This is a genomic window from Streptomyces sp. IMTB 2501 (assembly GCF_001953885.1).
Taxonomy (GTDB): domain Bacteria; phylum Actinomycetota; class Actinomycetes; order Streptomycetales; family Streptomycetaceae; genus Streptomyces.
On the sequence record NZ_MQUS01000011.1, the window covers coordinates 24,007 to 45,886 of the forward strand.

Genomic DNA, 21,880 nt, shown 5'->3' on the forward strand with positions numbered 1-21,880 from the left:
GAGACCGACTCAGATGTCGAGGAAGCGGACGTCCTTGGCATTGCGCTGGATGAACTGGCGGCGGGCCTCGACGTCCTCGCCCATCAGGACCGAGAACAGGTCGTCGGCCTGGGCGGCGTCGTCCAGGGTGACCTGGCCGAGAACCCGGTGCTCCTGGTCCATGGTGGTCACGCGCAGCTCCTCGGCGTTCATCTCGCCGAGACCCTTGAAGCGCTGGATCGAGTCCTCCCTGACCCGCTTGCCGCGCTGGCGGCCCATCTCCAGCAGGGCGTCGCGCTCCCGGTCGGAGTACGCGTAGTCGACCTCGTCCCGGCCCCACTTGATCTTGTACAGCGGAGGACGCGACAGGAACACGTGCCCGGCCTCGACCAGCGGCCGCATGAAGCGGAACAGGAAGGTCAGCAGCAGGGTGTTGATGTGCTGGCCGTCGACGTCGGCGTCCGCCATCAGGATGATCTTGTGATAGCGGAGCTTCTCGATGTCGAAGTCCTCGTGCACACCCGTGCCGAAGGCCGAGATCAGCGCCTGGATCTCCTGGTTCTGCAGGATCTTGTCGATCCGGGCCTTCTCGACGTTGAGGATCTTGCCGCGGATCGGGAGGATCGCCTGGTACTGCGGGTTGCGGCCGGACTTGGCCGAGCCGCCGGCGGAGTCACCCTCGACGATGAAGATCTCGCACTTGATGGGGTCGTTCGACTGGCAGTCGGAGAGCTTGCCCGGCAGGGACGCCGTCTCCAGCAGGCCCTTGCGGCGGGTCAGGTCGCGGGCCTTGCGGGCCGCCACGCGCGCGGTGGCCGCCTGGATGCCCTTGCGGACGATGTCCGCGGCCTCGACCGGGTTGCGGTCCAGCCAGTCGTTGAGGTGTTCGTAGACCGCCTTCTGCACGAAGGTCTTGGCCTCCGTGTTGCCCAGCTTGGTCTTCGTCTGGCCCTCGAACTGCGGCTCGCTCAGCTTGACCGAGATGATCGCGGTCAGACCCTCACGGATGTCGTCACCGGTGAGGTTGTCGTCCTTCTCGCGCAACAGCTTCTTGTCGCGCGCGTACTTGTTGATCAGCGACGTGAGCGCGGCCCGGAAACCCTCTTCGTGAGTACCGCCCTCGTGGGTGTGGATGATGTTCGCGAAGGAGTACACACCCTCGCTGTAGCCGCTGTTCCACTGCATCGCGACCTCAAGGGACAGGCTCTTGTCCTTGTCCTCGGCCTCCAGGTCGATCACCGTCTGGTGAACGACCTCCCCCTTGCGGGAGTTGAGGTACTTCACGAAGTCGACGATGCCGCCCTCGTAGTGGTACGTGACCGACTTGACCTCGGCCTTCTCGTCGGCGCCCGCCTCGTCCGCGCCGCTGGTCGCCTTCGCCGACTCGCGCTCGTCGGTGAGCCGGAGCGTCAGGCCCTTGTTGAGGAAGGCCATCTCCTGGAAACGCCGCGACAGCGTCTCGAAGGAGTACTCGGTGGTCTCGAAGATGTCGGGGTCGGCCCAGAAGGTGACCGAGGTGCCGGTCTCGTCCGTCGCCTCGTGCTGGTCGAGCGGGGCCGTCGGGACACCGAGCTTGTAGTCCTGCGTCCAGCGGTGGCCGTCGGTCCTGATCTCGACGGCGACCTTCGTGGACAGCGCGTTCACGACGGACACACCCACACCGTGCAGACCGCCGGAGACGGCGTATCCGCCGCCGCCGAACTTGCCGCCCGCGTGCAGCACGGTCAGCACGACCTCGACGGCCGGCTTGCCCTCGGAGGGCACGATGCCCACCGGGATACCACGGCCGTTGTCGACGACCCGGACGCCGCCGTCGGCGAGGATCGTGACGTCGATCGTGTCCGCGTACCCGGCCAGCGCCTCGTCGACCGAGTTGTCGACGACCTCGTACACCAGGTGGTGCAGACCGCGCTCGCCCGTGGAACCGATGTACATGCCGGGCCGCTTGCGGACCGCGTCCAGCCCTTCGAGCACGGTGATGGCACTGGCGTCGTAGGCGGCGGAGGCTGCGGCCTCGCCGCTCACGGGGGCCTCGGCGGCCTCCCCGTTCACGCCGGCGTCGGTGGACGGGATGTTCTCGTTGGGGTTGCCGGAATCGGCCACGAAGCGCCCTTTCTGGCACAGCACGAGCCGGGCTCGTCGGCGGGTTGCCGGAGCGGCTGCGGCATGTTGCGTTGGTAAGCCTTGATCAGCGTTGCTCAGCTTTTCCCGGGCGGTCCCCACAATGGGGCGGGATTGTCTCCCAGTCTACCGGTAGCTCTGACATCGATGGGGGTTTGCCGGTACCTGAGTCCCCATGTGCCGCCCTGAACCAGCCTCGACCGGGTCCCGATATGCGGATGGGGGCTCCAAGGGGCTCACAGCGGCACTCAGCGCTTCGAGGCGTCAACCCTTGGCTACTGGGGGGTCAGATGGCCGTCCACACCCGTGTCAGGCGGCGATCGGCATCGGTCTACGGGGGGACGAACGGGGGTGCGCCGGGGGATACGACGGCACCTCCGGCCGACAGCGTGACGTGAGGTACGTCACGCGTAGGTGTCGCCGGGGCCAGAGCTGCCCGGAGCGCGCAGCGGGCCGTAGCGGCGGGCCGGGCCGCCGGGATTGAGCACCTTGATCATCCGCACGGTGCCGTGCCCCAGGTCCTCGTTGAGCCGGGCGACCAGCGCGGGCGCGAGATGGCGCAGCTGGGTCGCCCACGCCGTCGAGTCGCACTGCACGGTCAGCACGCGCTCGTCCTCGTCGTACCGCTGCGGCACACAGTGGTTGGCCAGGTCCGCGCCGACGATCTGCGGCCAGCGGCCCATGACGCCGCCCACCGCCGCGGGTGTCTCCCAGCCGCGCTCGGTCAGCAGCCGGTTGATCGCGGCGCCCAGCGCCATCGGGTCGCGGCCGTCGGCACGCGCACCGGAGCGCAGCCCGCCGCCACGCCGGGCCTGCTTCTTCTGCCGCGCCGCGTCGCCACGCGCGCGTGCCTGCTCCCGCGCCGCACGCAACGCCACGCGCGCGAGGTCGACACCGGAGGGCTCGGGCGCCTTCCTCGGCTGCTTGGGGCCGGGCTCGCCGATGCCGCCGGTGCTGTCGCTGCTCATACGCGCTCCACCGCCCCGTCGGCCACCGCATACCGCGCGCCGGCCAGTACGTCCGGTACGTCGTCGTCCACAGCGGCGGTGACCAGCACCTGCTCGCCGGGCGCGACCAGCTCGGCCAGCCGTTCGCGCCGGCGCGCGTCCAGCTCCGCGAAGACGTCGTCCAGGACCAGCACCGGCTCGTTGCCCTCGGCCCGCAGCAGGTCGTAGGAGGCCAGGCGCAGCGCGAGGGCATAGGACCAGGACTCGCCGTGCGAGGCGTACCCCTTGGCGGGCAGCTGACCGAGTTTGAGAATCAAATCATCCCGGTGGGGGCCCACGAGGGTGACACCGCGCTCGATCTCCTGCTTACGCGCCTCCGCCAGGGCGGCCATCAGCTGGGCGTAGAGATCCTCGCGCGCGTGGGCCTCACCGGGCGCGGACGGCTTGTACTCCAGGGTGATCGGCCCGCCGCCGGGGGCAAGCTGCTCGTACGCCTTGTCCGCGAGCGGCTGCAGCGCGGCGATGAGATCGAGCCGCTGGGCGAGCAGTTCGGCACCCGCGCGCGCGAGATGCTGGTCCCACACATCGAGGGTGGACATATCCATGGACCGCCCGCCGTGCCGGCGCGCGAGGGCGGCGGTCTTCAGCAGCGTGTTGCGCTGCTTGAGCACCCGCTCGTAGTCGGACCGCACCCCTGCCATGCGCGGCGACCGGGCGGTGATCAGCTCGTCGAGGAACCGCCGCCGCTCCCCGGGATCCCCCTTCACCAGGGCGAGATCCTCGGGCGCGAACAGGACCGTGCGGACGATGCCGAGGATGTCGCGGGGCCTGACCTGCGAGGACCGGTTGATGCGGGCGCGGTTGGCCCTGCCGGGGTTCAGCTCCAGCTCGACCAGCTGCTGCCGGTCGCCCTGCCGGACCTGCGCCCGGATGACGGCGCGCTCGGCGCCCATACGGACGAGGGGGGCGTCGGAGGCGACCCGGTGGCTGCCGAGGGTGGCGAGATACCCGACCGCCTCCACCAGGTTGGTCTTGCCCTGCCCGTTGGGGCCGACGAAGGCGGTGACGCCCGGGTCGAGCGGAACCTCGGCCCGGGCGTACGAGCGGAAGTCGGCCAGCGAAAGATGCGTGACGTGCATGGTCGTTTCGCCGGCCTTCCCCAGAGTGCTGATGAACTGTGGATACACGGGGCTCGCGAGGGCGGCCCTGTGGATCTGTGGATTACTTCTTCTCGACGGCATGGCCGCCGAACTGGTTGCGCAGCGCGGCGATCATCTTCATCTGCGGCGAGTCCTCCTGGCGCGAGGCGAACCGCGCGAACAGCGACGCGGTGATCGCCGGCAGCGGCACCGCGTTGTCGATCGCGGCCTCCACAGTCCAGCGTCCCTCACCGGAGTCCTGTGCATAACCGCGCAGCCCGTCCAGGTGCTCGTCCTCGTCGAGCGCGTTGACGGCGAGATCGAGCAGCCAGGACCGGATGACGGTGCCCTCCTGCCAGGACCGGAACACCTCACGGACGTCGGTGACGGAGTCGACCTTCTCCAGCAGCTCCCAGCCCTCGGCGTAGGCCTGCATCATCGCGTACTCGATGCCGTTGTGGACCATCTTCGCGAAATGGCCCGCGCCGACCTTGCCGGCGTGCACCGAGCCGAAGTCACCCTCCGGCTTCAGCGCGTCGAAGACCGGCTGCACCTTAGCTACGTTCTCGGCATCGCCGCCGTACATCAGCGCGTAGCCGTTCTCCAGCCCCCAGACGCCGCCGGACACACCGCAGTCCACGAACCCTATGCCCTTGGCGGCGAGTTCCTCGGCGTGCCTCTCGTCGTCCGTCCAGCGGGAGTTGCCGCCGTCCACGACCACGTCGCCGGGCTCCAGCAGCTCGGCGAGCTGGTCGATGGTCGACTGGGTGGGCTCGCCGGCCGGGACCATCACCCAGACCACGCGCGGACCGCTGAGCTTGCCCACAAGCTCTTCCAGACTGTGGACATCCGCGAGGTCCGCGTTGCGGTCGTATCCCAGGACGGTGTGGCCCGCGCGGCGGATCCGCTCGCGCATGTTGCCGCCCATCTTGCCGAGGCCGACGAGACCGAGCTCCATCAGTTGTGTTCCTTAGGTCGCTGTGTGGCGTGACAGACACCGAAGTGCCGAGCCGAGCCTAAACCCGCCCGTTCACGCACAGCTGTGGGCATACGCGCTCATGCGTTAGGCCCTTGACCTGCAGCTTCTCAATACGCTGCCGCAGCTGCGAGCCGTCGTACCCGCCTGGCTCCGCCCAGCCACAGCGCCGGGCACCCACAACAGGCACCCGGCGCTGTGGACGACGTCAGCCGCTGAGCCGCACCGGCATGATCAGGTACTTGTACGCGTCGTCGGCCTCCGCGTCCACCGCCGGCTTCCCACTGAGCAGCGCCGGCTTCGTGGACGTGGTGAACGACAGCTGAGCCACCGGGGAGTCGATCGCGCTCAGACCGTCCAGCAGGAACGTCGGGTTGAAGGCGATGGAGATGTCGTCGCCCTCCAGCTGGGCGTCGACCCTTTCCACAGCCTGTGCATCGTCACTGGACCCGGCCTCGAGGATCAGCACACCCTGCTCGAAGCTCAGCCGCACCGGGGTGTTCCGCTCGGCCACCAGCGCCACACGCTTGACGGCCTCCACGAAGGGCGCGGTCTCGATCACGGCGACGGAGTTGAACTCGGTCGGGAACAGCGTCCGGTACTTCGGCAGGTCACCTTCGAGCAGTCGTGTGGTCGTACGACGCCCTGCGCCCTCGAAACCGATCAGGCCCTCACCGGCGCCCGACCCGGACAGCGCCAGCGTCACGCTGTCACCGGCGCCGAGCGACTTGGCGGTGTCCAGGAGCGTCTTGGCCGGGACCAGGGCGACCGCGGAGGCCTCCGGGTTCTCCGGCTTCCACAGGAACTCACGGACCGCGAAGCGGTAGCGGTCGGTGGAGGCCAGGGTGACCGTGTCGCCCTCGATCTCGATGCGCACACCGGTGAGGACGGGCAGCGTGTCGTCACGGCCGGCGGCGATGGCCACCTGGGACACGGCGGCGGCGAAGACCTCGCCGGGGACGGTGCCCGTGGCGTTCGGCATCTGCGGCAGCGCCGGGTACTCCTCCACAGGCAGTGTGTGGAGGGTGAACCGTGAGGACCCACAGACCACGGTCGCCCGTACACCGTCTGTGGAAATCTCCACCGGGCGGTTGGGGAGAGCGCGGGAGATGTCGGCGAGCAGCCGGCCGGAGACGAGGACGGTGCCGTCCTCCTCGACCTCGGCCTCCACCGACACGCGCGCGGAGACCTCGTAGTCGAAGCTCGACAGGCTCAGCTGGCCGTCCTCGGCCTTGAGGAGGAGGCCCGCGAGGACAGGCGCCGGCGGACGGGCCGGGAGGCTGCGTGCCGCCCACGCCACTGCCTCCGCGAGTACGTCGCGTTCCACCCGGATCTTCACCGTAAGCCGCCTCCTGCTGTTGCTACTGAGTCCTCCGACTCGGTGTCACCGCCCACTGCGAAGGGAAGGACACCGGGGACCAGTCTGACGCACCGCACTGACAGTAGGTGCCCGTCGGGGTCAAGTCGCGCCGAGAGGCAGCCGGGCTCGAGACAGCGAGTTGTGCACAGGCCCCGCTTCAAAACGAATGCCGAACTCTCTCTAGTCGGGAGTAGTAGTAGGGCCTGTGGATACCGTGGATAACCTCGTTTGACCAGCTCAGAGGCGGAATTTTGTCCACCGGGCCTGTGGGTGGAGGCAGTGGACAACCAGGTGTCTCTGTGGAGAACAGAAAGTTCTGCACACACCGCCCACAGCCCGAGGGCAGTTCTCCCCAGCTGCGTCCCCAGGTTTACCCACGTTTCCCACACCCCAATCCGGCACCTTCGTGTGACGGCTTTCACTCGAGGCGGTGATCGGGTGCGTCGCGTTGCCGAACAGTGGACAGCCATGTGGAGAAGCTGGGGATCACTGGGGACAACCGACCTCAGCCTGTGGGTCGCCGGTGGACAACTCCGTGCACAGCCTGTGGATCTTCCTTCTGTCCACAGTCTGTGGAGATCGTTCGTCCACGATTCCACAGGCAGCTGAGCTGGGCGAATGCCATATGAACAGACCCCCTGTGGACACTGTTCGGGACAACTCCCCAGTCCCCAGGATGTGGACGGAAGAAAGTCGGCGAATCTGTGGAGAGTGGCCGTAACCCGGCACGAATTCGAACAGCCGACGACGAACGAGCAACACTCCACAGGCGATGAGCTGTCGCCTCACAGGCTCGCTGAGGCGGCCCCCGCTCTGCGGCGGCGGTCGCGGCGGCACCCTGCGCCCGCCGGCAAGGGACAGCGAAGGGCGCCCCCGGGATGCGGTGTCCCGAAGGCGCCCTCAGCGTCGGCGTACAGGCCGAGTCAGCCGCGCGTCACCCGTTCTTGATGCGGTTCGTCAGCTCGGTGACCTGGTTGTAGATGGACCGCCGCTCAGCCATCAGCGCACGGATCTTGCGATCGGCATGCATGACGGTCGTGTGGTCACGCCCCCCGAACTGCGCCCCGATCTTCGGCAGCGACAGATCGGTCAGCTCCCGGCACAGATACATCGCGATCTGCCGCGCGGTGACCAGCGCCCGCCCGCGCGAGGTCCCGCACAGGTCCTCCACCGTCAGCCCGAAGTAGTCCGCGGTGGCCCCCATGATCGCCGTCGCGGTGATCTCGGGGGCGCTGTCCTCGCCGCCGGGGATCAGGTCCTTCAGGACGATCTCCGTCAGGCCGAGGTCCACCGGCTGCCGGTTGAGCGACGCGAACGCCGTCACCCGGATCAGCGCACCCTCCAGCTCACGGATGTTCCGTGAGATCCGGGAGGCGATGAACTCAAGCACCTCCGGCGGGGCGTTGAGCTGCTCCTGCACCGCTTTCTTACGGAGAATCGCGATACGCGTCTCCAGCTCGGGCGGCTGGACGTCGGTGATCAGACCCCACTCGAAACGGTTCCGCAGCCGGTCCTCCAGCGTGACCAGCTGTTTCGGCGGCCGGTCGGAGGAGAGCACGATCTGCTTGTTGGCGTTGTGGAGCGTGTTGAAGGTGTGGAAGAACTCCTCCTGCGTCGACTCCTTGTCCGCGAGGAACTGGATGTCGTCGACGAGCAGGATGTCCATCTCGCGGTAGCGCTTGCGGAAGCTGTCGCCCTTGCCGTCGCGGATGGAGTTGATGAACTCGTTGGTGAACTCCTCCGAGCTGACGTACCGCACGCGCGTGCCCGGGTAGAGGCTTCGCGCGTAGTGCCCGATGGCGTGCAGCAGATGCGTCTTGCCGAGCCCCGACTCCCCATAGATGAAAAGGGGGTTGTACGCCTTTGCCGGTGCCTCGGCGACGGCCACCGCGGCCGCGTGCGCGAACCGGTTGGAGGCGCCGATGACGAACGTGTCGAAGAGGTACTTCGGATTCAGCCGGGCTGTCGGCTCTCCGGGACCGCTCGCCGGCGCCGGCTGGGCGGCCAGCGGGCCGGGGGCGCCGGTCGAGGGCAGGTCCGGGCGCCCGGGGCCGCCGCGATGCGCCGGGCCGCCGGCCGCCGACTGCTCGGGCAGCTCACGACGGACGGGGTCGCGCTGGTCGTACTCGGTCCGGGACGGGTCGTACTCGGGGCGGGCGGTGTCGTAGTCCGGGCGCCCCGAGTCGTAGTCCGCGCGCGGGCTGTCGTAGTCGCCGCGTGGACTGTCGTACTCGGCGCGCTGCTGCTCGTACGACGGCCGGTCCATGCCCTGCGGGCGGTAGTCCGAGGTCGGCGAGCCGTATGCGTCGGAGCCTGAGCCATAGGCGTCCTGGGACGACGGCGACGCGTACGGGTCGCGCTCGGGGAAGCCGAGCCGCGGCTGCTGCCAGCCGTACTCGTCCTGCCCGGGCCGCGGCCAGGCGCCGGGCTCACGGCGCTGGTACTCCGAGGGATACGCCGGGCGTACGACGGGGAGCTGGTCGGGGCGGCCGGTGGGCAGCTGGTCGGCGCGGTGCTGGTCGGCCGACGGCTGCTCGGCGGCACGGTGGCGGCCGTAGCCCTCGTACGACCGTTCTTCGTACGAGGGGCCGGACGGCAGCTCCGGCTCCTCGTAGCGCGGTTTGGGCGGCTGCTGCACCGGCGCTGCGGGGGCCGGCGGCTCGCCCGCGGAGTCGTCCACGGTGATCGCGATGCGGATGGGGCGGCCGCACTCGCGGCTCAGCGTCTCGCTGACGACCGGCGCGAGACGACCCTCCAGTACGCCTTTCGCGAATTCGTTCGGTACGGCGAGCAGAGCGGTGTCCGCCACCAGCGCGAGCGGCTGGCAGCGCCGGATCCAGTGTTCGTCCTTCGCCTCGACACCCTGTCCGCGGCCCTCTCCGAGGAGCTGCTCCAGTACTCGTGGCCACACTGCGGCAAGATCGGCAGGTACGTCAGCCACAGGGCACGCTCTCTCACAGGTCCCACGAACGTGTGATCGCGAGACGGGTCGGGGTGTACATCGGGTGGTCGGTGGGTCAAACCCGCCGGGGCGGGGGACAAAAGAACGAATCGGAGTTCAGCCACGGTAGTCAGCGCGGCGGGTGCGGTTCAAGTTGTTGTCCCCAGCCTGTGGATAGTGTCTCTCCGTGACCCCCGGTTTGACCGGATGGCGTAGCCCCGCGTACCGTAACCAGGTCGAGTTGTCGATGGCTGCTGCCGCCTGCCTCCGAAGGGCACAGGTCACGTCAGGTGATCGGGAAGCGGTGCACTCGGGCGTGAAGCGAGCTACTCGTGGGCGCACGGTGACAGCCAAGACGGCACCCGCCACCACCGATTTGATTTCTGGAGCCCCCGAGTGAGCAAGCGCACCTTCCAGCCGAACAACCGTCGTCGCGCGAAGACCCACGGCTTCCGGCTGCGTATGCGCACCCGTGCCGGCCGCGCGATTCTCGCGTCCCGCCGTAGCAAGGGTCGCGCCCGCCTGTCCGCCTGATCCCGATCAGGTCATGACGTCGTGCTGCCCACCGAGAACCGGCTGAGGCGGCGCGAGGATTTCGCGACCGCGGTCCGACGAGGACGCCGGGCAGGACGCCCGACTCTCGTCGTCCACCTTCGTAGCGGTGCCACGGACCCGCACGCGCCTGGGGAGAGCGCTCCCCCGACGCGTGCGGGTTTCGTCGTGAGCAAGGCCGTGGGTGGCGCGGTCGTGCGCAACAAAGTGAAGCGCAGACTGCGCCATCTGATGCGTGACCGTATCGCCCTGTTCCCCCCCGGTAGCCTGGTAGTCGTACGAGCGCTGCCCGGAGCGGGCGACGCAGACCATGCACAGCTGGCCCGAGACCTGGACGCCGCTCTTCAGCGGCTACTGGGAGGGGGCGCGCGATGAAGTACCCGCTGCTGGCTCTGATCAAGCTGTACCAGTGGACGATCAGTCCACTGCTGGGGCCGGTGTGCAAGTACTACCCGTCGTGCTCCCGCTACGGCTACACGGCCATTGACCGGCACGGTGCGATCAAGGGCACGGCACTGACCGCCTGGCGCATCCTCCGGTGCAATCCGTGGTCGCTGGGCGGTGTGGACCATGTTCCGCCGCGCAAGCGTCCCCGGTGGCACGAAATGCTGCGCAACGCTTGGCGCGCACGCAAGGGCGGGCCCTCCGCCGGCGAACCGGCCACCGAAGCGAAGCCCCCTTCCGGGCTTCCTTCGAGCCCGGCCGCAGAGACCTCGTCCCATGCCCAAGGAGCATGATTAGTGGACACGATTGCCAGCCTCTTCAGCTTCATCACGACACCCGTTTCCTGGGTCATCGTCCAGTTTCACTCGGTGTACGGGAAGATCTTCGGTCCCAACACCGGATGGGCCTGGGGCCTGTCCATCGTGTCCTTGGTGATCCTGATCCGAATCTGCCTGATCCCGCTCTTCGTGAAGCAGATCAAGGCCACCCGGGCGATGCAGACGCTCCAGCCCGAGATGAAGAAGATCCAGGAGCGCTACAAGAACGACAAGCAGCGCCAGTCCGAAGAGATGATGAAGCTGTACAAGGAGTCGGGTACCAACCCGCTCTCCTCGTGCCTTCCCATCCTGGCGCAGTCCCCGTTCTTCTTCGCCCTGTACCACGTGCTCAACGGCATCGCGACGGGCAAGACGATCGGCGTCATCAACGAGCCGCTGCTTGCCAGCGCCCGTCAGGCGCATATCTTCGGTGCCCCGCTGGCCGCGAAGTTCATGGACAGCTCGGACAAGGTCGCGGCGCTCGGCGCCACGCTGACCGACGTCCGGGTCGTGACCGCGGTCATGATCGTCCTGATGTCGTTCTCGCAGTTCTACACGCAGCGCCAGCTGATGACGAAGAACGTCGACACGACGGTGAAGACGCCGTTCATGCAGCAGCAGAAGATGCTGATGTACGTCTTCCCGGTCATGTTCGCCGTCTTCGGTATCAACTTCCCGGTCGGTGTCCTCGTCTACTGGCTGACCACCAACGTGTGGACCATGGGCCAGCAGATGTACGTCATCCACAACAACCCGACCCCGGGTTCCAAGGCTCAGGCCTCCTACCTGGAGCGCCTGACCAAGCACGTCACGCACCACGGCAAGGTCCGCCGCCGGAGCGAGAAGACCATCGTCAAGGCGATCGTCGCCAAGGGCCGCGACCGCAATGAGTTCGAGCGTAAGTTCATCAACGCGCTGAACAAGGCCGGTCTCGCCGCCCAGGCCGACGGCACCGTGCTGAAGAGCGTGGCCCAGGCCGAGGCACAGACCGAGGACGGCGCGGAGACCACCTCGGCGGCGACCGGCGCCGCGGCCCGGCGTCAGCAGCCCAAGCGCCAGTCCAAGGCCCAGCGTCAGTCCGGCGGGCCCAAGCAGGCCGGTGGGACCACTTCGTCCGCCTCGCTGGAGAAGTCCGACGAGCCCGCCGCACCCGAGCAGGCCCCGAAGCCCGGCTCCGGCACCCGCAGCAAGGCCCAGTCCGGCCAGCGCAAGGGTGGCCCGCAGCGGCCCAAGTCCCCGTCCAAGAAGTAAGAAGGAGCCCATCCCGTGACGGAAGGCACCACCCCTGCCGCTGCCGAGGGTGCAGACACCCTCTCCCGCCTGGAGCAGGAGGGTGAGATCGCGGCGGACTACCTGGAGGGTCTGCTGGATATCGCCGACCTCGACGGCGATATCGACATGGACGTCGAGGCCGACCGAGCCTCCGTGTCGATCATCAGCGACACCGGCGGCCGCGACCTGCAGAAGCTGGTCGGCCGGGACGGCGAGGTGCTGGAGGCACTGCAGGAGCTGACGCGTCTGGCCGTGCACCGGGAGACCGGCGACCGCAGCCGGCTGATGCTGGACATCGCGGGTTACCGGGCCAAGAAGCGCGCCGAGCTGTCCGAGATCGGCGCCAAGGCGGCCGCCGACGTCAAGAACACCGGCGAGCCCGTCAAACTCAAGCCGATGACGCCTTTCGAGCGCAAGGTCGTGCACGACGCGGTCAAGGCCGCAGGACTGCGCAGCGAGTCCGAGGGCGAGGAGCCGCAGCGGTTCGTCGTCGTGCTGCCCGCCTGATCGGCCCCCACGTTTTACCGGCCCCGTCTGTAGAGCAGACGGGGCCGAACTTTGTCAGCCTGGTAGTTCTGGTGGCCGGTGCGCGAAGCGCCGGCGCTGTACGGAAGGACGGTCCCCGTGACGGAGGCAGCGGAGCTTCCCCCCGTGCCCGAACAGGCGCGGGAAGTGTTTGGTGATCGCTTCGCCGATGCGGTCCGCTACGCGGAGCTGCTCGCCGAGGCGGGCGTGCAGCGTGGCCTGATCGGCCCGCGGGAAGTGCCCCGCCTGTGGGAGCGGCATCTGCTGAACTGCGCGGTGCTCTCCGAGGCTGTCCCCGAGGGCGTAACGGTCTGCGATGTCGGCTCCGGCGCCGGACTGCCGGGCATTCCGCTGGCCCTGGTCCGGGACGACCTGAACATCACCCTGTTGGAGCCGCTGCTGCGGCGCACCAATTTCCTCACCGAGGTCGTCGAGCTGCTCGGCCTGGACCACGTCACCGTCGTGCGGGGGCGTGCCGAGGAAGTCCTGGGCAAGCTTCCGCCGGTCCATGTGGTGACCGCCCGGGCCGTGGCCCCGCTGGACCGTCTGGCCACCTGGGGCATCCCGCTGCTGCGCCCCTACGGCGAGATGCTCGCGCTCAAGGGGGACACCGCCGAGGAAGAACTGAAGGCCGCGGCCACGGCCCTCAGCAAGCTCGGCGCGGTGGAGACGTCCATCCTGCACGTGGGCGAGGGAATCGTGGATCCGCTGTCCACTGTCGTGCGGGTCGAGGTCGGCGAGAGCCCCGGCGGTGTGCGGTTCGCGGCGAAGCGGGCGAAGGCGGCCCGCGCCGGCCGCGCCCGTCGGCGTCGGTAGCGCTGAGGATCGCTGAGTCCGAGGGAGGCGTCCATGCTGAGAGGCGTGGGCGCCTCTGATCCGTCCTGACGACGAGACGTACTCCACACAAGCTGCCAAACCTACGCAGGCCGGAGTGTCGCGAAGATTCGGTCGCCGCCGCTGTGCATCGTGTTTCACGTGAAACGTCGCTCACTGTTGCACGGCATCATCAGCCGCGGCCGCGCCGCGGCCGAACCTCGCGACCGCAAGCCCCTGGGTTCTCTGGGCGAGGATCCCGTCTCTCAGGGCGCTCCGTCCCTCTCCAGGGGCACGGAGTTGCCCACAGAGGTGGAATTCTCCACAGAACACCAGGCCTCACTGGTTCACGACCCCGAAGGCATGGGAGGCTCTGTTCATTGCGAGCCTGAAGTCGAGGAGAGTGAATCCTTGCGGTCCGACGCCAACATCGCGGGACCGATGACCGATCCGGTCCCCGGTCCCCGTACCGAGTCGATGGGGGCGGATGTTTCACGTGAAACACCGCCTCCGATGGACGACACTCCCATCGGCCGTGCGGCCCAACTGGCGGTAGAGGCTCTGGGCCGCGCCGGCGAAGGTCTGCCGCGACCGGAGCAGACCCGAGTCATCGTGGTCGCCAACCAGAAGGGCGGCGTGGGCAAGACGACGACGACCGTCAACCTCGCTGCTTCGCTGGCTCTGCACGGCGGCCGTGTTCTGGTGATCGACCTCGACCCGCAGGGCAACGCGTCCACCGCCCTAGGCATCGATCACCACGCCGAAGTCCCTTCCATCTACGACGTGTTGGTGGAGAGCAAGCCCCTGGCCGAGGTCGTCCAGCCGGTCCCCGACGTCGAAGGCCTCTTCTGCGCCCCTGCCACCATCGATCTCGCCGGTGCGGAGATCGAGTTGGTGTCCCTGGTGGCCCGTGAGAGCCGACTGCAGCGCGCGATCCAGGCGTACGAGCAGCCGTTGGACTACGTCCTCATCGACTGCCCGCCCTCGCTCGGCCTGTTGACGGTCAACGCGCTGGTGGCGGGCCAGGAGGTGCTCATCCCGATTCAGTGCGAGTACTACGCACTCGAGGGTCTGGGCCAGCTGCTGCGGAACGTCGACCTGGTACGGGGGCACCTCAACCCCACGCTGCATGTGTCGACCATCCTGCTCACCATGTACGACGGGCGGACGCGTCTTGCCTCCCAGGTCGCAGAAGAGGTGCGCACCCACTTCGGTGACGAGGTGCTGCGGACGAGCATTCCCCGCTCGGTCCGTATCTCCGAGGCGCCGAGCTACGGGCAGACGGTGCTGACTTACGATCCTGGATCGAGCGGTGCCCTCTCGTATCTTGAGGCGGCCCGAGAAATCGCGCTGAAGGGCATCGGCATCAGCTATGACGCGAGCCAGGCCCACCTCAGCGCCCAGAACGACCCAAGCATGGTGGAGGGGATCCAGTGAGTGAACGACGGAGGGGGCTGGGTCGTGGCCTTGGCGCACTGATCCCCGCTGCCCCGACCGAGAAGACCCCGGCTCCGGCTGCGCTGGGAGGCGGAGCCTCCACCTCCCCCGCAGCCGTCCCGGTGCTGACGAGCGACCGCGGGGTGGCCGCAGCGAAGGTGGCCACATTGCCGCCTGTTTCACATGAAACCGAGGAGCCCCCGGCAAGCCCTGTCATGGAGACGCCGGCTCCTCCGCTGGGGGCGCACTTCGCCGAGATCCCTCTCGACGCGATCTCGCCCAACCCGCGCCAGCCGCGTGACATCTTCGACGAGGACGCGTTGCACGAGCTGGTCACCTCCATCAAGGAGGTCGGTCTCCTGCAGCCCGTCGTCGTGCGGCAGCTGGGGCCAGCCCGCTATGAGCTGATCATGGGCGAGCGCCGCTGGCGCGCCTGCCGTGAGGCCGGCCTGGAGGCCATCCCGGCGATCGTCCGGGCCACGGAGGACGAGAAGCTCCTTCTGGACGCGCTGCTGGAGAACCTGCACCGCGCCCAGCTGAACCCGCTGGAGGAGGCCGCTGCCTACGACCAGTTGCTGAAGGACTTCAACTGCACGCATGACCAGCTGGCCGACCGGATCGGGCGCTCTCGGCCCCAGGTCTCCAACACGCTGCGTCTGCTGAAGCTCTCGCCCACGGTCCAGAAGCGGGTCGCTGCCGGAGTCCTCTCCGCCGGCCATGCCCGAGCACTGCTGTCAGTGACGGACCCCGAGGAGCAGGACCGACTGGCTCACCGCATCGTGGCCGAGGGGCTGTCGGTGCGAGCCGTCGAGGAGATCGTGACCCTCATGGGCTCGCGGCCCCAGAAGCCGCAGCGTTCCAAGGGGCCGCGCGCCGGTTCCCGGCTCTCCCCGGCGTTGAACGAGCTGGCGACCCGACTGTCGGACCGCTTCGAGACCCGGGTGAAGGTCGACCTCGGTCAGAAGAAGGGCAAGATCACCGTCGAGTTCGCCTCCGTGGACGATCTCCATCGGATCCTGGGCACGCTCGCTCCCGGCGAGGGGCCGGTTCTGCCACAGGAACTTCAGGAGGAGGCGACAGAGGAGCAGGACGACTGAGCCTGCGCCTCTCAGCCGCGCAGGGAGCGGACTGTGTCCGGTGTGTACCGGAACACGGCCCGCTCTTTGCTTTGAGGCTGTATCGAGCGAATCGCTTCGTGGATACGATGCGAACGGTTATGGCGCATCCACCGGACAGCATCTGCATCTCTGAGTGGGGAGTCGGGAGCCATGCGATCGATGAGCCGCACCGGACTGGTGAGCGCGGGCCTGAGTCTTGGAGCGGTCGGCGGTTTCGTCGGCAGCCTGCTCAGGGAACGGAGCGCTCTGACAGCCGCTCGTGATGCGGCGGGCGAAGGAAGCGAGGAACAGCCTTCATGGGGCGTCGGCTTGTGCCGCTCACGCTGGACAACCTTCAGGACCTTCCCCCACGCTGTCGCTCGTGCGTCTTCTGGGAGCTCGACCCCGTCAGCGGAGAAGCGGCCGTAAACGCGGGCACCTCGGCGGTGGAGAAGGAGGCCTGGATTTCCGCCGTCCTCTTGGACTGGGGCTCGTGCGGCCGGGTGGTGTACGTCGATGACTTGCCGGTCGGCTTCGTGCTCTACGCACCCCCGGCCTACGTCCCGCGCTCGACGGCCTTCCCCACGAGTCCGGTCTCGCCGGACGCCGTACAGCTGATGACGGCATTCGTCATGCCCGGCTATCAGGGACAGGGGCTGGGCCGAGTGCTGGTGCAGACGGTCGCCAAGGATCTGCTGCGCCGGGGGTTCAAGGCGATAGAGGCCTTCGGTGACGCCCGCTGGAAGGAACCCGCCTGCATACTGCCGGCGGACCATCTGCTGGCCGTGGGCTTCAAAACGGTCCGACAGCACCCCAAGCACCCCCGGCTGCGGCTGGAGCTGCGGTCGACGCTCTCCTGGAAGGAGGACGTGGAGCTGGCACTCGACCGGCTCCTGGGAGCCGTCCAGAAGGAGCCGGCGTTGAGGCCCCTGTAGAGGACGGGACCGTGGCAGGCACGGGAGTCAGCCCGCATGCAAATGGGCCAACCCACAGGGGTTGGCCCATTCGTGTTTCACGTGAAACGTCAGTCGGCGATGAAGTCCGCGAGGTCCTTCTCGATCGCTGCCTTCGGCTTGGCGCCGACGATGGTCTTGGCGACCTCGCCGCCCTGGTAGACGTTCAGGGTCGGGATGGACATGACGCCGTACTTGGCGGCCGTCGCCGGGTTCTCGTCGATGTTGAGCTTGACGATCTCGATCTTGTCGCCGTGCTCGGCGGCGATCGCCTCAAGGGACGGGGCGATCTGGCGGCACGGACCGCACCAGGCGGCCCAGAAGTCCACCAGGACCGGCTTGTCGCTCTTGAGGACGTCCTCGTCGAAGGAAGCGTCGGTCACATTCTTCAGGTCGGCCACAGCGGGCTCCTCAACTTGATCGTGCGGTGGGGCGGGGGAAGGAGAAGATCAGACGCGGCGGTCTTCTCGGGTCAGGCCTTGTTCTCGTCCGCAAGGGCAGCGAGGAAGCGCTCGGCGTCCAGAGCGGCGGAGCAGCCGGTGCCGGCCGCCGTGATCGCCTGGCGGTAGGTGTGGTCGACCACGTCGCCGGCGCCGAAGACACCGCTCAGGTTGGTCTGGGTCGACGGGGAGGCGACCTTCAGGTAGCCCTCGTCGTCCAGGTCCAGCTGGCCCTTGAAGAGCTCGGTGCGCGGGTCGTGGCCGATCGCGATGAACAGACCCGTCACAGGCAACTCCGACAGCTCGCCGGTCTTGACGTTGCGCAGCTTCAGACCCGAGAGCTTCTGGTCGCCCTGGATCTCGGCGACCTCGCTGTCCCAGACGAACTTGATCTTCGGGTCGTTGAAGGCCCGCTCCTGCATCGCCTTGGAGGCGCGCAGGCTGTCCCGGCGGTGGACGATCGTCACGGACTTGGCGAACCGAGAGAGGAAGGTGGCCTCCTCCATCGCGGTGTCACCGCCGCCGATCACGGCGATGTCGTGGTCCCTGAAGAAGAACCCGTCACAGGTGGCGCACCAGGAGACACCACGACCAGAGAGGGCGTCCTCGTTGGGCAGGCCCAGCTTGCGGTGCTGGGAGCCGGTGGTGACGATGACGGCCTTCGCCTTGTGGACCGTGCCGGCGGTGTCCGTGACCGTCTTGATCTCACCGGCCAGGTCGACGGAGACGACGTCGTCCGGGATGAGCTCGGCACCGAAGCGCTCGGCCTGCGCCCGCATGTTGTCCATGAGCTCGGGGCCCATGATGCCGTCGCGGAAGCCCGGGAAGTTCTCCACCTCGGTGGTGTTCATCAGCGCGCCACCGGCAGTGACGGCGCCCTCGAACACCAGGGGCTTCAGCGACGCTCGCGCGGTGTAGAGCGCCGCCGTGTAGCCTGCGGGCCCGGAGCCGATGATGATCACGTTACGGACGTCGCTCACGGCTTGATTCCTCGTCTCTGGTCTGCGTCAGTCGACCGGTGCGAGCCCGTTTCCGAGCTCTCACCCCACCCAACGGATCCTACGGGGCGCGCATTCCCGGTGTGTCAGGGCACACGCCCACTGCCCGGGGACTGACGGACCGGTCCAGCAGACTCAGGTCCGGGGGAAGGAGTGCTTCAGAAGCACCGTGCCAGCGGTGCCGGGCTGCTGCCGCATGCAGGCCGCATCGACGATATAGGCCGTGACCTGTGCGCTGTCGCTGGCATCGGGCACCACGACGAGATAGGCGGACTTCCCGTCGTACGTTCCCGTCTTGGCGCCCAGGACGTCGTCGCCCTGGTGAAGCGCCAACCGGACGCAGTCGGGGACAGCGACATCCGTCTGGATCAAGGTGTTCGCGCTCTCGGTCGACTGAGGGGTGTTCCGCTCGGATTCGAGGCCCGATCGAGGCCGCTGGGTGCCGGAACCCCGCTGGGACTTCTTCTCGGTGGCGAGCAGACCCTTCACCTGGCTTTGGACAGTGGTACCGGAGAACGGCCCGACGGAAGCCGTCGGCCTTCCATGTGCGGTGGTGTCGGAGCCGTGATCGACGAGCGACTGCAGCACCAGCGACCCGGCCCCGAGGACGGCCGCGGTGAGGACAGCCCCGAGGACCACATGGCGGCGGCGCCGGCCTCGCTCGCGCCCCTTGCGGCCCGGACCGGTCGCCGCCTGCGGGCGCCCGGCGGGCCGGTCGGAGGGTCGGTCGCAGAGAGGCGATGTTTCACGTGAAACATGGCCCTCGCCGCCCTCACGGCCCGGCTCCGTCGCTGAGGAGGCCTGGGCGCTCAGCGGCTGCGGAGCGGAGGCGCCGAGCAGTGCCTCCGCGGCCAGGGCGGCATCGATACGACCGGCCACGTCGGCCGGCATGCGCTCTGTTTCCGACACGGATCCCAGCAGCCCCCGGATCCCCTCCAGTGAGGTATGGACGTCCGCACACAGCTCGCACGCGTCCAGGTGCTGTCGTATGTCCCTGCTGCGGTCCGGAGGGAGAAGGCCTTCGGCGAGGTCGGAGATCTCCTCGACGTCCGGGTGCCCGGCCGTGTCTGTCGTGGAAGTCACGCTCGCCCACCTCCGCCCTTCACTACGGCTGAATCGCTCGGTCCCGTGTTCTCAGGGCTTCTTCCGTTGGGAGACCCCGTTGCCGGTGGGACGGATGTCCCGTGCACCCGGTTCCGTCCCGCGCCGGGTTCTTTTCCGCTTCCGGGACCTTTTCCGGGACCTTCGGGCCGTAGATGGGTGAGGAGAGGCAGCAGCCGGGCTCTGCCCCGGGCGCACCGGCTCTTGACCGTGCCCGTCGGTACATCGAGGATCCGGGCGGCCTCGGCCACGGGATATCCCTGCATGTCCACCAGGACCAGGGCGGCCCGCTGGTCGTGCGGGAGTGTGCCCAGCGCCTCGAAGAGCTGGCGTTGCACATCGTTCCGCTCGGCCGGCGCCGAGGCCGACTCGTGGGGCTCCAGCAGCTGCTCCAGCCGCTCCGTGTCGTCGACCGGCGAGGTCTTCCGCGAGGCAACCTTGCGGGCACGGTCCAGGCAGGCGTTCACCGTGATCCGGTGCAGCCATGTCGTGACCGCCGACTGGCCCCGGAAGGTATGCGCGGCCCGGTAGGCCGACACCAGGGCGTCCTGGACCGCGTCAGCGGCCTCCTCACGGTCCCCCAGCGTCCGCAGAGCGACCGCCCACAGCCGATCCCGATGCCGCCGCACGATCTCGCCGAAGGCATCGGGATCGCCTTCCACATGACGGGCGAGCAGAACCTTGTCGCTCACCCGGTCGTATCCGGCGCCTTCCGTCATCTGCCCCTCCGGTCCGGGTGAGACGTCAGCCCGTGAACTGCACTTCGCTGATGCCCTGCTTGTAGCCGGCCTGGGCGTACGCGGCCGCGTCAGGACCGGAGTACGGCACAGCCGTCAGCCACACGAGGACATACTGCGTCTTCACCGACTTGGTGACCTTCACCGTAGCCGTGGTGCCTCTGGTCGTGACCTTGCCGATCTTGACCATCGAGTCGAGTGACGACGGTGACAGTGAGTCTGCCGCGTACAACTCGATGGTCGTGTGATCGCCGGGGTAGCGCAGCCCGATGGTGGCAGCGTTGACCTGCTTGGCCGAGCCTAGGTCGTAGACGATGCCGACCCCGGGCTTGTAGGGCGCGATCGGGGGACCCTCGTTGAAGGTCTTGGTCCGCCAGTAGGTGGTCGTGTTGCCGTCGTAGGTCTTCTGGACGTCGCCGGGGTGCTGGGGGTCTCCCTTGGCGACGAACTCCTGGCTGCCCTTGATGCTTATCGGCGCCGACTTGGCCTTCGCGGCGCCCTTGTCGCCGTCGCCGTTCTGCTGGCTCTTGTTGGTGTCGTCGGACTTGCCGCCCTGGTCCATGAGCGCGTCCGCCAACTGCCAGCTGCCCAGGCCGAGGGCGGCGATGAGGAGGGCGGACACCGCCCACTTCAGAGCCTTGCCGGTGCGGCTCTGCAGCGGGGGCGGCGGGGTCGCGATCGGCTGGGTGACGCCGGGGCGCGGCGCCTGGCGGCCGTATGTGCCCTGCTGGTAGGTCGTGCGCTGGTACTCCGGCGGGGCCGTGAACGCCGGCTCCGGCGGGCGGATGCGTGGCATCTCGCCGATCGCCTTCACCAGCTCCTCCGGCGTGGTGCACGCGGCCTCGTGCCGGGAGGCGGTGGCCCCGTCGTTGGCGAGCGCGCGCATGGCCAGTTCCGACAGGCCCCGGTGCACACCGGCCCGCACCTGGTCCGGTGCGATGAGGCCGACGCCCTTGGGCAGACCGGACAGGCCGTACGCGTCGCTCGGGTAGGGCCAGCGCTGGGTGAGCGCCGCGTACAGCAGGGCGCCGATCGCCTCGGTGTCGGTGCGCTGCGGGGTGTCCGAGCTGATGCCGCGCAGCGCGGCGTTCACGGCGAGGCCCCGGATGCGCCACTGGCCGGTCGAGGTGCGCAGCACGGCGTTCGGGTTCAGCCGCAGATGGGCGAGGCCCTCACGGTGCGCGGCGGCCATCGCGGAGGCGATCTGACTGACCATCTGGTAGGCGTCGTGCGGCTCCAGGGGGCCGGGGGCAAGGAGCGTGGTCAGCTCGGTGGCGTCGGGCAGCCACTCGTGCACGACGTAGACGAGATCGTTCTCCTCGACGGCGTCGAGGACCTGGACGAAACGGGGATCGCCGAGCAGCGCGGAGGAACGGGCGGCAGCCAGGACGGAACGGGCCCGCGTGTGGTCCGCGGGCAGGATATGGACGCCGACGGCTCGACGGAGCTTCTCGTCGACCGCACGCCAACTGCTGAATCCGTCCAGACGGGTGACGCACTCCTCCAGCCGGTAGCGTCTGGCGAGCTTGTGACCGCTGTGCAGTTCGGGAGGCGAGGCCTTCGTCCCGGGACCCTCGGTCCCGCCGCTCCCCTGTGCCTCGTCGCTGTCCGTGTCCCGCTCCGGGTTCTTGGCCACCCCGTCGGCCGTGGACTGGTCCGCCTTGGCGGTCAGCGGCTGCTCGCCGCTGTTGTCTGCCACGTCGACGGCAGCCGTGCTCCGTTCCGCCACCG

Annotated in this window: 20 protein-coding genes; 9 read left to right on the top strand and 11 right to left on the bottom strand. The window is 68.5% G+C overall.

Features of this window, described 5'->3' with window-relative positions; translation table 11 throughout:
* Positions 1 to 9 precede the first annotated feature (9 nt).
* The 6 genes from gyrB to dnaA form a co-directional block, all read right to left on the bottom strand.
* Positions 10 to 2,106 (bottom strand): DNA topoisomerase (ATP-hydrolyzing) subunit B, encoded by a 2,097-nt coding sequence (gene gyrB / locus AV521_RS20040; protein ID WP_076089850.1) that lies wholly within the window; start codon positions 2,104 to 2,106, stop codon positions 10 to 12.
* Between the two features lie 398 nt (positions 2,107 to 2,504).
* On the bottom strand, positions 2,505 to 3,068 hold the full coding sequence (locus tag AV521_RS20045; protein ID WP_076089851.1) for a DUF721 domain-containing protein: 564 nt from the start codon (positions 3,066 to 3,068) through the stop codon (positions 2,505 to 2,507).
* Positions 3,065 to 4,186 (bottom strand): DNA replication/repair protein RecF, encoded by a 1,122-nt coding sequence (gene recF, locus AV521_RS20050; protein ID WP_076090032.1) that lies wholly within the window; start codon positions 4,184 to 4,186, stop codon positions 3,065 to 3,067. The genes AV521_RS20045 and recF overlap by 4 nt, the downstream gene beginning before the upstream one ends.
* A gap of 82 nt (positions 4,187 to 4,268) precedes the next feature.
* Positions 4,269 to 5,144: a phosphogluconate dehydrogenase (NAD(+)-dependent, decarboxylating) gene (gnd, locus tag AV521_RS20055; protein WP_076089852.1), complete on the bottom strand. Its 876-nt coding sequence runs from the start codon at positions 5,142 to 5,144 to the stop codon at positions 4,269 to 4,271.
* A 226-nt stretch (positions 5,145 to 5,370) separates the two neighbouring features.
* Positions 5,371 to 6,501 carry a DNA polymerase III subunit beta gene (gene dnaN / locus AV521_RS20060; RefSeq protein WP_076089853.1) on the bottom strand — a complete coding sequence of 377 codons (1,131 nt, stop codon included), beginning with the start codon at positions 6,499 to 6,501 and terminating at the stop codon, positions 5,371 to 5,373.
* 955 nt (positions 6,502 to 7,456) lie between these two features.
* Entirely contained in the window at positions 7,457 to 9,463 is a 2,007-nt protein-coding gene (gene dnaA / locus AV521_RS20070) for a chromosomal replication initiator protein DnaA (RefSeq protein ID WP_076089854.1), read from the bottom strand.
* Between the two features lie 396 nt (positions 9,464 to 9,859).
* On the opposite strand from dnaA, the gene rpmH reads away from it, so the two are divergent.
* From rpmH to AV521_RS20115, 9 genes are all read left to right on the top strand, one after another.
* Positions 9,860 to 9,997, top strand: coding sequence for a 50S ribosomal protein L34 (gene rpmH, locus AV521_RS20075; protein WP_003956500.1), 138 nt, complete (start codon positions 9,860 to 9,862; stop codon positions 9,995 to 9,997).
* Between the two features lie 21 nt (positions 9,998 to 10,018).
* A complete protein-coding gene (rnpA, locus tag AV521_RS20080; protein ID WP_076089855.1) occupies positions 10,019 to 10,390 on the top strand; it encodes a ribonuclease P protein component in 372 nt (123 codons plus the stop codon).
* Positions 10,387 to 10,752, top strand: a complete 366-nt coding sequence (gene yidD, locus AV521_RS20085; protein ID WP_076089856.1) for a membrane protein insertion efficiency factor YidD — start codon at positions 10,387 to 10,389, stop codon at positions 10,750 to 10,752. Before rnpA ends, yidD begins: the two co-directional genes overlap by 4 nt.
* 3 nt (positions 10,753 to 10,755) lie before the next feature.
* Positions 10,756 to 12,027 (top strand): membrane protein insertase YidC, encoded by a 1,272-nt coding sequence (gene yidC / locus AV521_RS20090; RefSeq protein ID WP_076089857.1) that lies wholly within the window; start codon positions 10,756 to 10,758, stop codon positions 12,025 to 12,027.
* Between the two features lie 15 nt (positions 12,028 to 12,042).
* On the top strand, positions 12,043 to 12,555 hold the full coding sequence (locus AV521_RS20095; RefSeq protein WP_076089858.1) for a R3H domain-containing nucleic acid-binding protein: 513 nt from the start codon (positions 12,043 to 12,045) through the stop codon (positions 12,553 to 12,555).
* A gap of 117 nt (positions 12,556 to 12,672) precedes the next feature.
* Positions 12,673 to 13,389: a 16S rRNA (guanine(527)-N(7))-methyltransferase RsmG gene (rsmG, locus tag AV521_RS20100; RefSeq protein ID WP_076089859.1), complete on the top strand. Its 717-nt coding sequence runs from the start codon at positions 12,673 to 12,675 to the stop codon at positions 13,387 to 13,389.
* Positions 13,390 to 13,749: 360 nt separating this feature from the next.
* Positions 13,750 to 14,823: a ParA family protein gene (locus AV521_RS20105; RefSeq protein WP_076090033.1), complete on the top strand. Its 1,074-nt coding sequence runs from the start codon at positions 13,750 to 13,752 to the stop codon at positions 14,821 to 14,823.
* Positions 14,820 to 15,920, top strand: a complete 1,101-nt coding sequence (locus AV521_RS20110) for a ParB/RepB/Spo0J family partition protein (protein WP_076089860.1) — start codon at positions 14,820 to 14,822, stop codon at positions 15,918 to 15,920. The genes AV521_RS20105 and AV521_RS20110 overlap by 4 nt, the downstream gene beginning before the upstream one ends.
* Positions 15,921 to 16,237: 317 nt before the next feature.
* The gene (locus AV521_RS20115; RefSeq protein WP_076089861.1) at positions 16,238 to 16,855 is read left to right on the top strand and encodes a GNAT family N-acetyltransferase; all 618 of its coding nucleotides are present in this window, start codon (positions 16,238 to 16,240) and stop codon (positions 16,853 to 16,855) included.
* Positions 16,856 to 16,944: 89 nt separating this feature from the next.
* On the opposite strand, the gene trxA is transcribed toward AV521_RS20115, so the two are convergent.
* The 5 genes from trxA to AV521_RS20140 all read right to left on the bottom strand — a co-directional run bounded on the left by trxA (position 16,945) and on the right by AV521_RS20140 (position 21,878).
* Positions 16,945 to 17,274, bottom strand: coding sequence for a thioredoxin (gene trxA / locus AV521_RS20120; RefSeq protein WP_076089862.1), 330 nt, complete (start codon positions 17,272 to 17,274; stop codon positions 16,945 to 16,947).
* Positions 17,275 to 17,345: 71 nt separating this feature from the next.
* On the bottom strand, positions 17,346 to 18,293 hold the full coding sequence (gene trxB / locus AV521_RS20125; protein WP_076089863.1) for a thioredoxin-disulfide reductase: 948 nt from the start codon (positions 18,291 to 18,293) through the stop codon (positions 17,346 to 17,348).
* A 153-nt stretch (positions 18,294 to 18,446) separates the two neighbouring features.
* Positions 18,447 to 19,394: an anti-sigma factor gene (locus AV521_RS20130; protein ID WP_076089864.1), complete on the bottom strand. Its 948-nt coding sequence runs from the start codon at positions 19,392 to 19,394 to the stop codon at positions 18,447 to 18,449.
* Entirely contained in the window at positions 19,391 to 20,131 is a 741-nt protein-coding gene (sigM, locus tag AV521_RS20135) for an RNA polymerase sigma factor SigM (protein WP_076089865.1), read from the bottom strand. The genes AV521_RS20130 and sigM overlap by 4 nt, the downstream gene beginning before the upstream one ends.
* 25 nt (positions 20,132 to 20,156) lie before the next feature.
* Positions 20,157 to 21,878, bottom strand: coding sequence for a protein kinase family protein (locus AV521_RS20140; protein ID WP_076089866.1), 1,722 nt, complete (start codon positions 21,876 to 21,878; stop codon positions 20,157 to 20,159).
* Positions 21,879 to 21,880: the final 2 nt, after the last annotated feature.

What these genes read in the sequence shown, in the direction of transcription:
- AV521_RS20045 (WP_076089851.1), bottom strand. Translation starts at nt 3,068, where the DNA reads ATGAGCAGCGACAGCACCGGCGGCATCGGCGAGCCCGGCCCCAAGCAG.
- recF (WP_076090032.1), bottom strand. Translation starts at nt 4,186, where the DNA reads ATGCACGTCACGCATCTTTCGCTGGCCGACTTCCGCTCGTACGCCCGG.
- yidD (WP_076089856.1), top strand. Translation starts at nt 10,387, where the DNA reads ATGAAGTACCCGCTGCTGGCTCTGATCAAGCTGTACCAGTGGACGATC.
- AV521_RS20105 (WP_076090033.1), top strand. Translation starts at nt 13,750, where the DNA reads ATGGGAGGCTCTGTTCATTGCGAGCCTGAAGTCGAGGAGAGTGAATCC.
- AV521_RS20115 (WP_076089861.1), top strand. Translation starts at nt 16,238, where the DNA reads ATGGGGCGTCGGCTTGTGCCGCTCACGCTGGACAACCTTCAGGACCTT.
- sigM (WP_076089865.1), bottom strand. Translation starts at nt 20,131, where the DNA reads ATGACGGAAGGCGCCGGATACGACCGGGTGAGCGACAAGGTTCTGCTC.
- gnd (WP_076089852.1), bottom strand. Translation starts at nt 5,144, where the DNA reads ATGGAGCTCGGTCTCGTCGGCCTCGGCAAGATGGGCGGCAACATGCGC.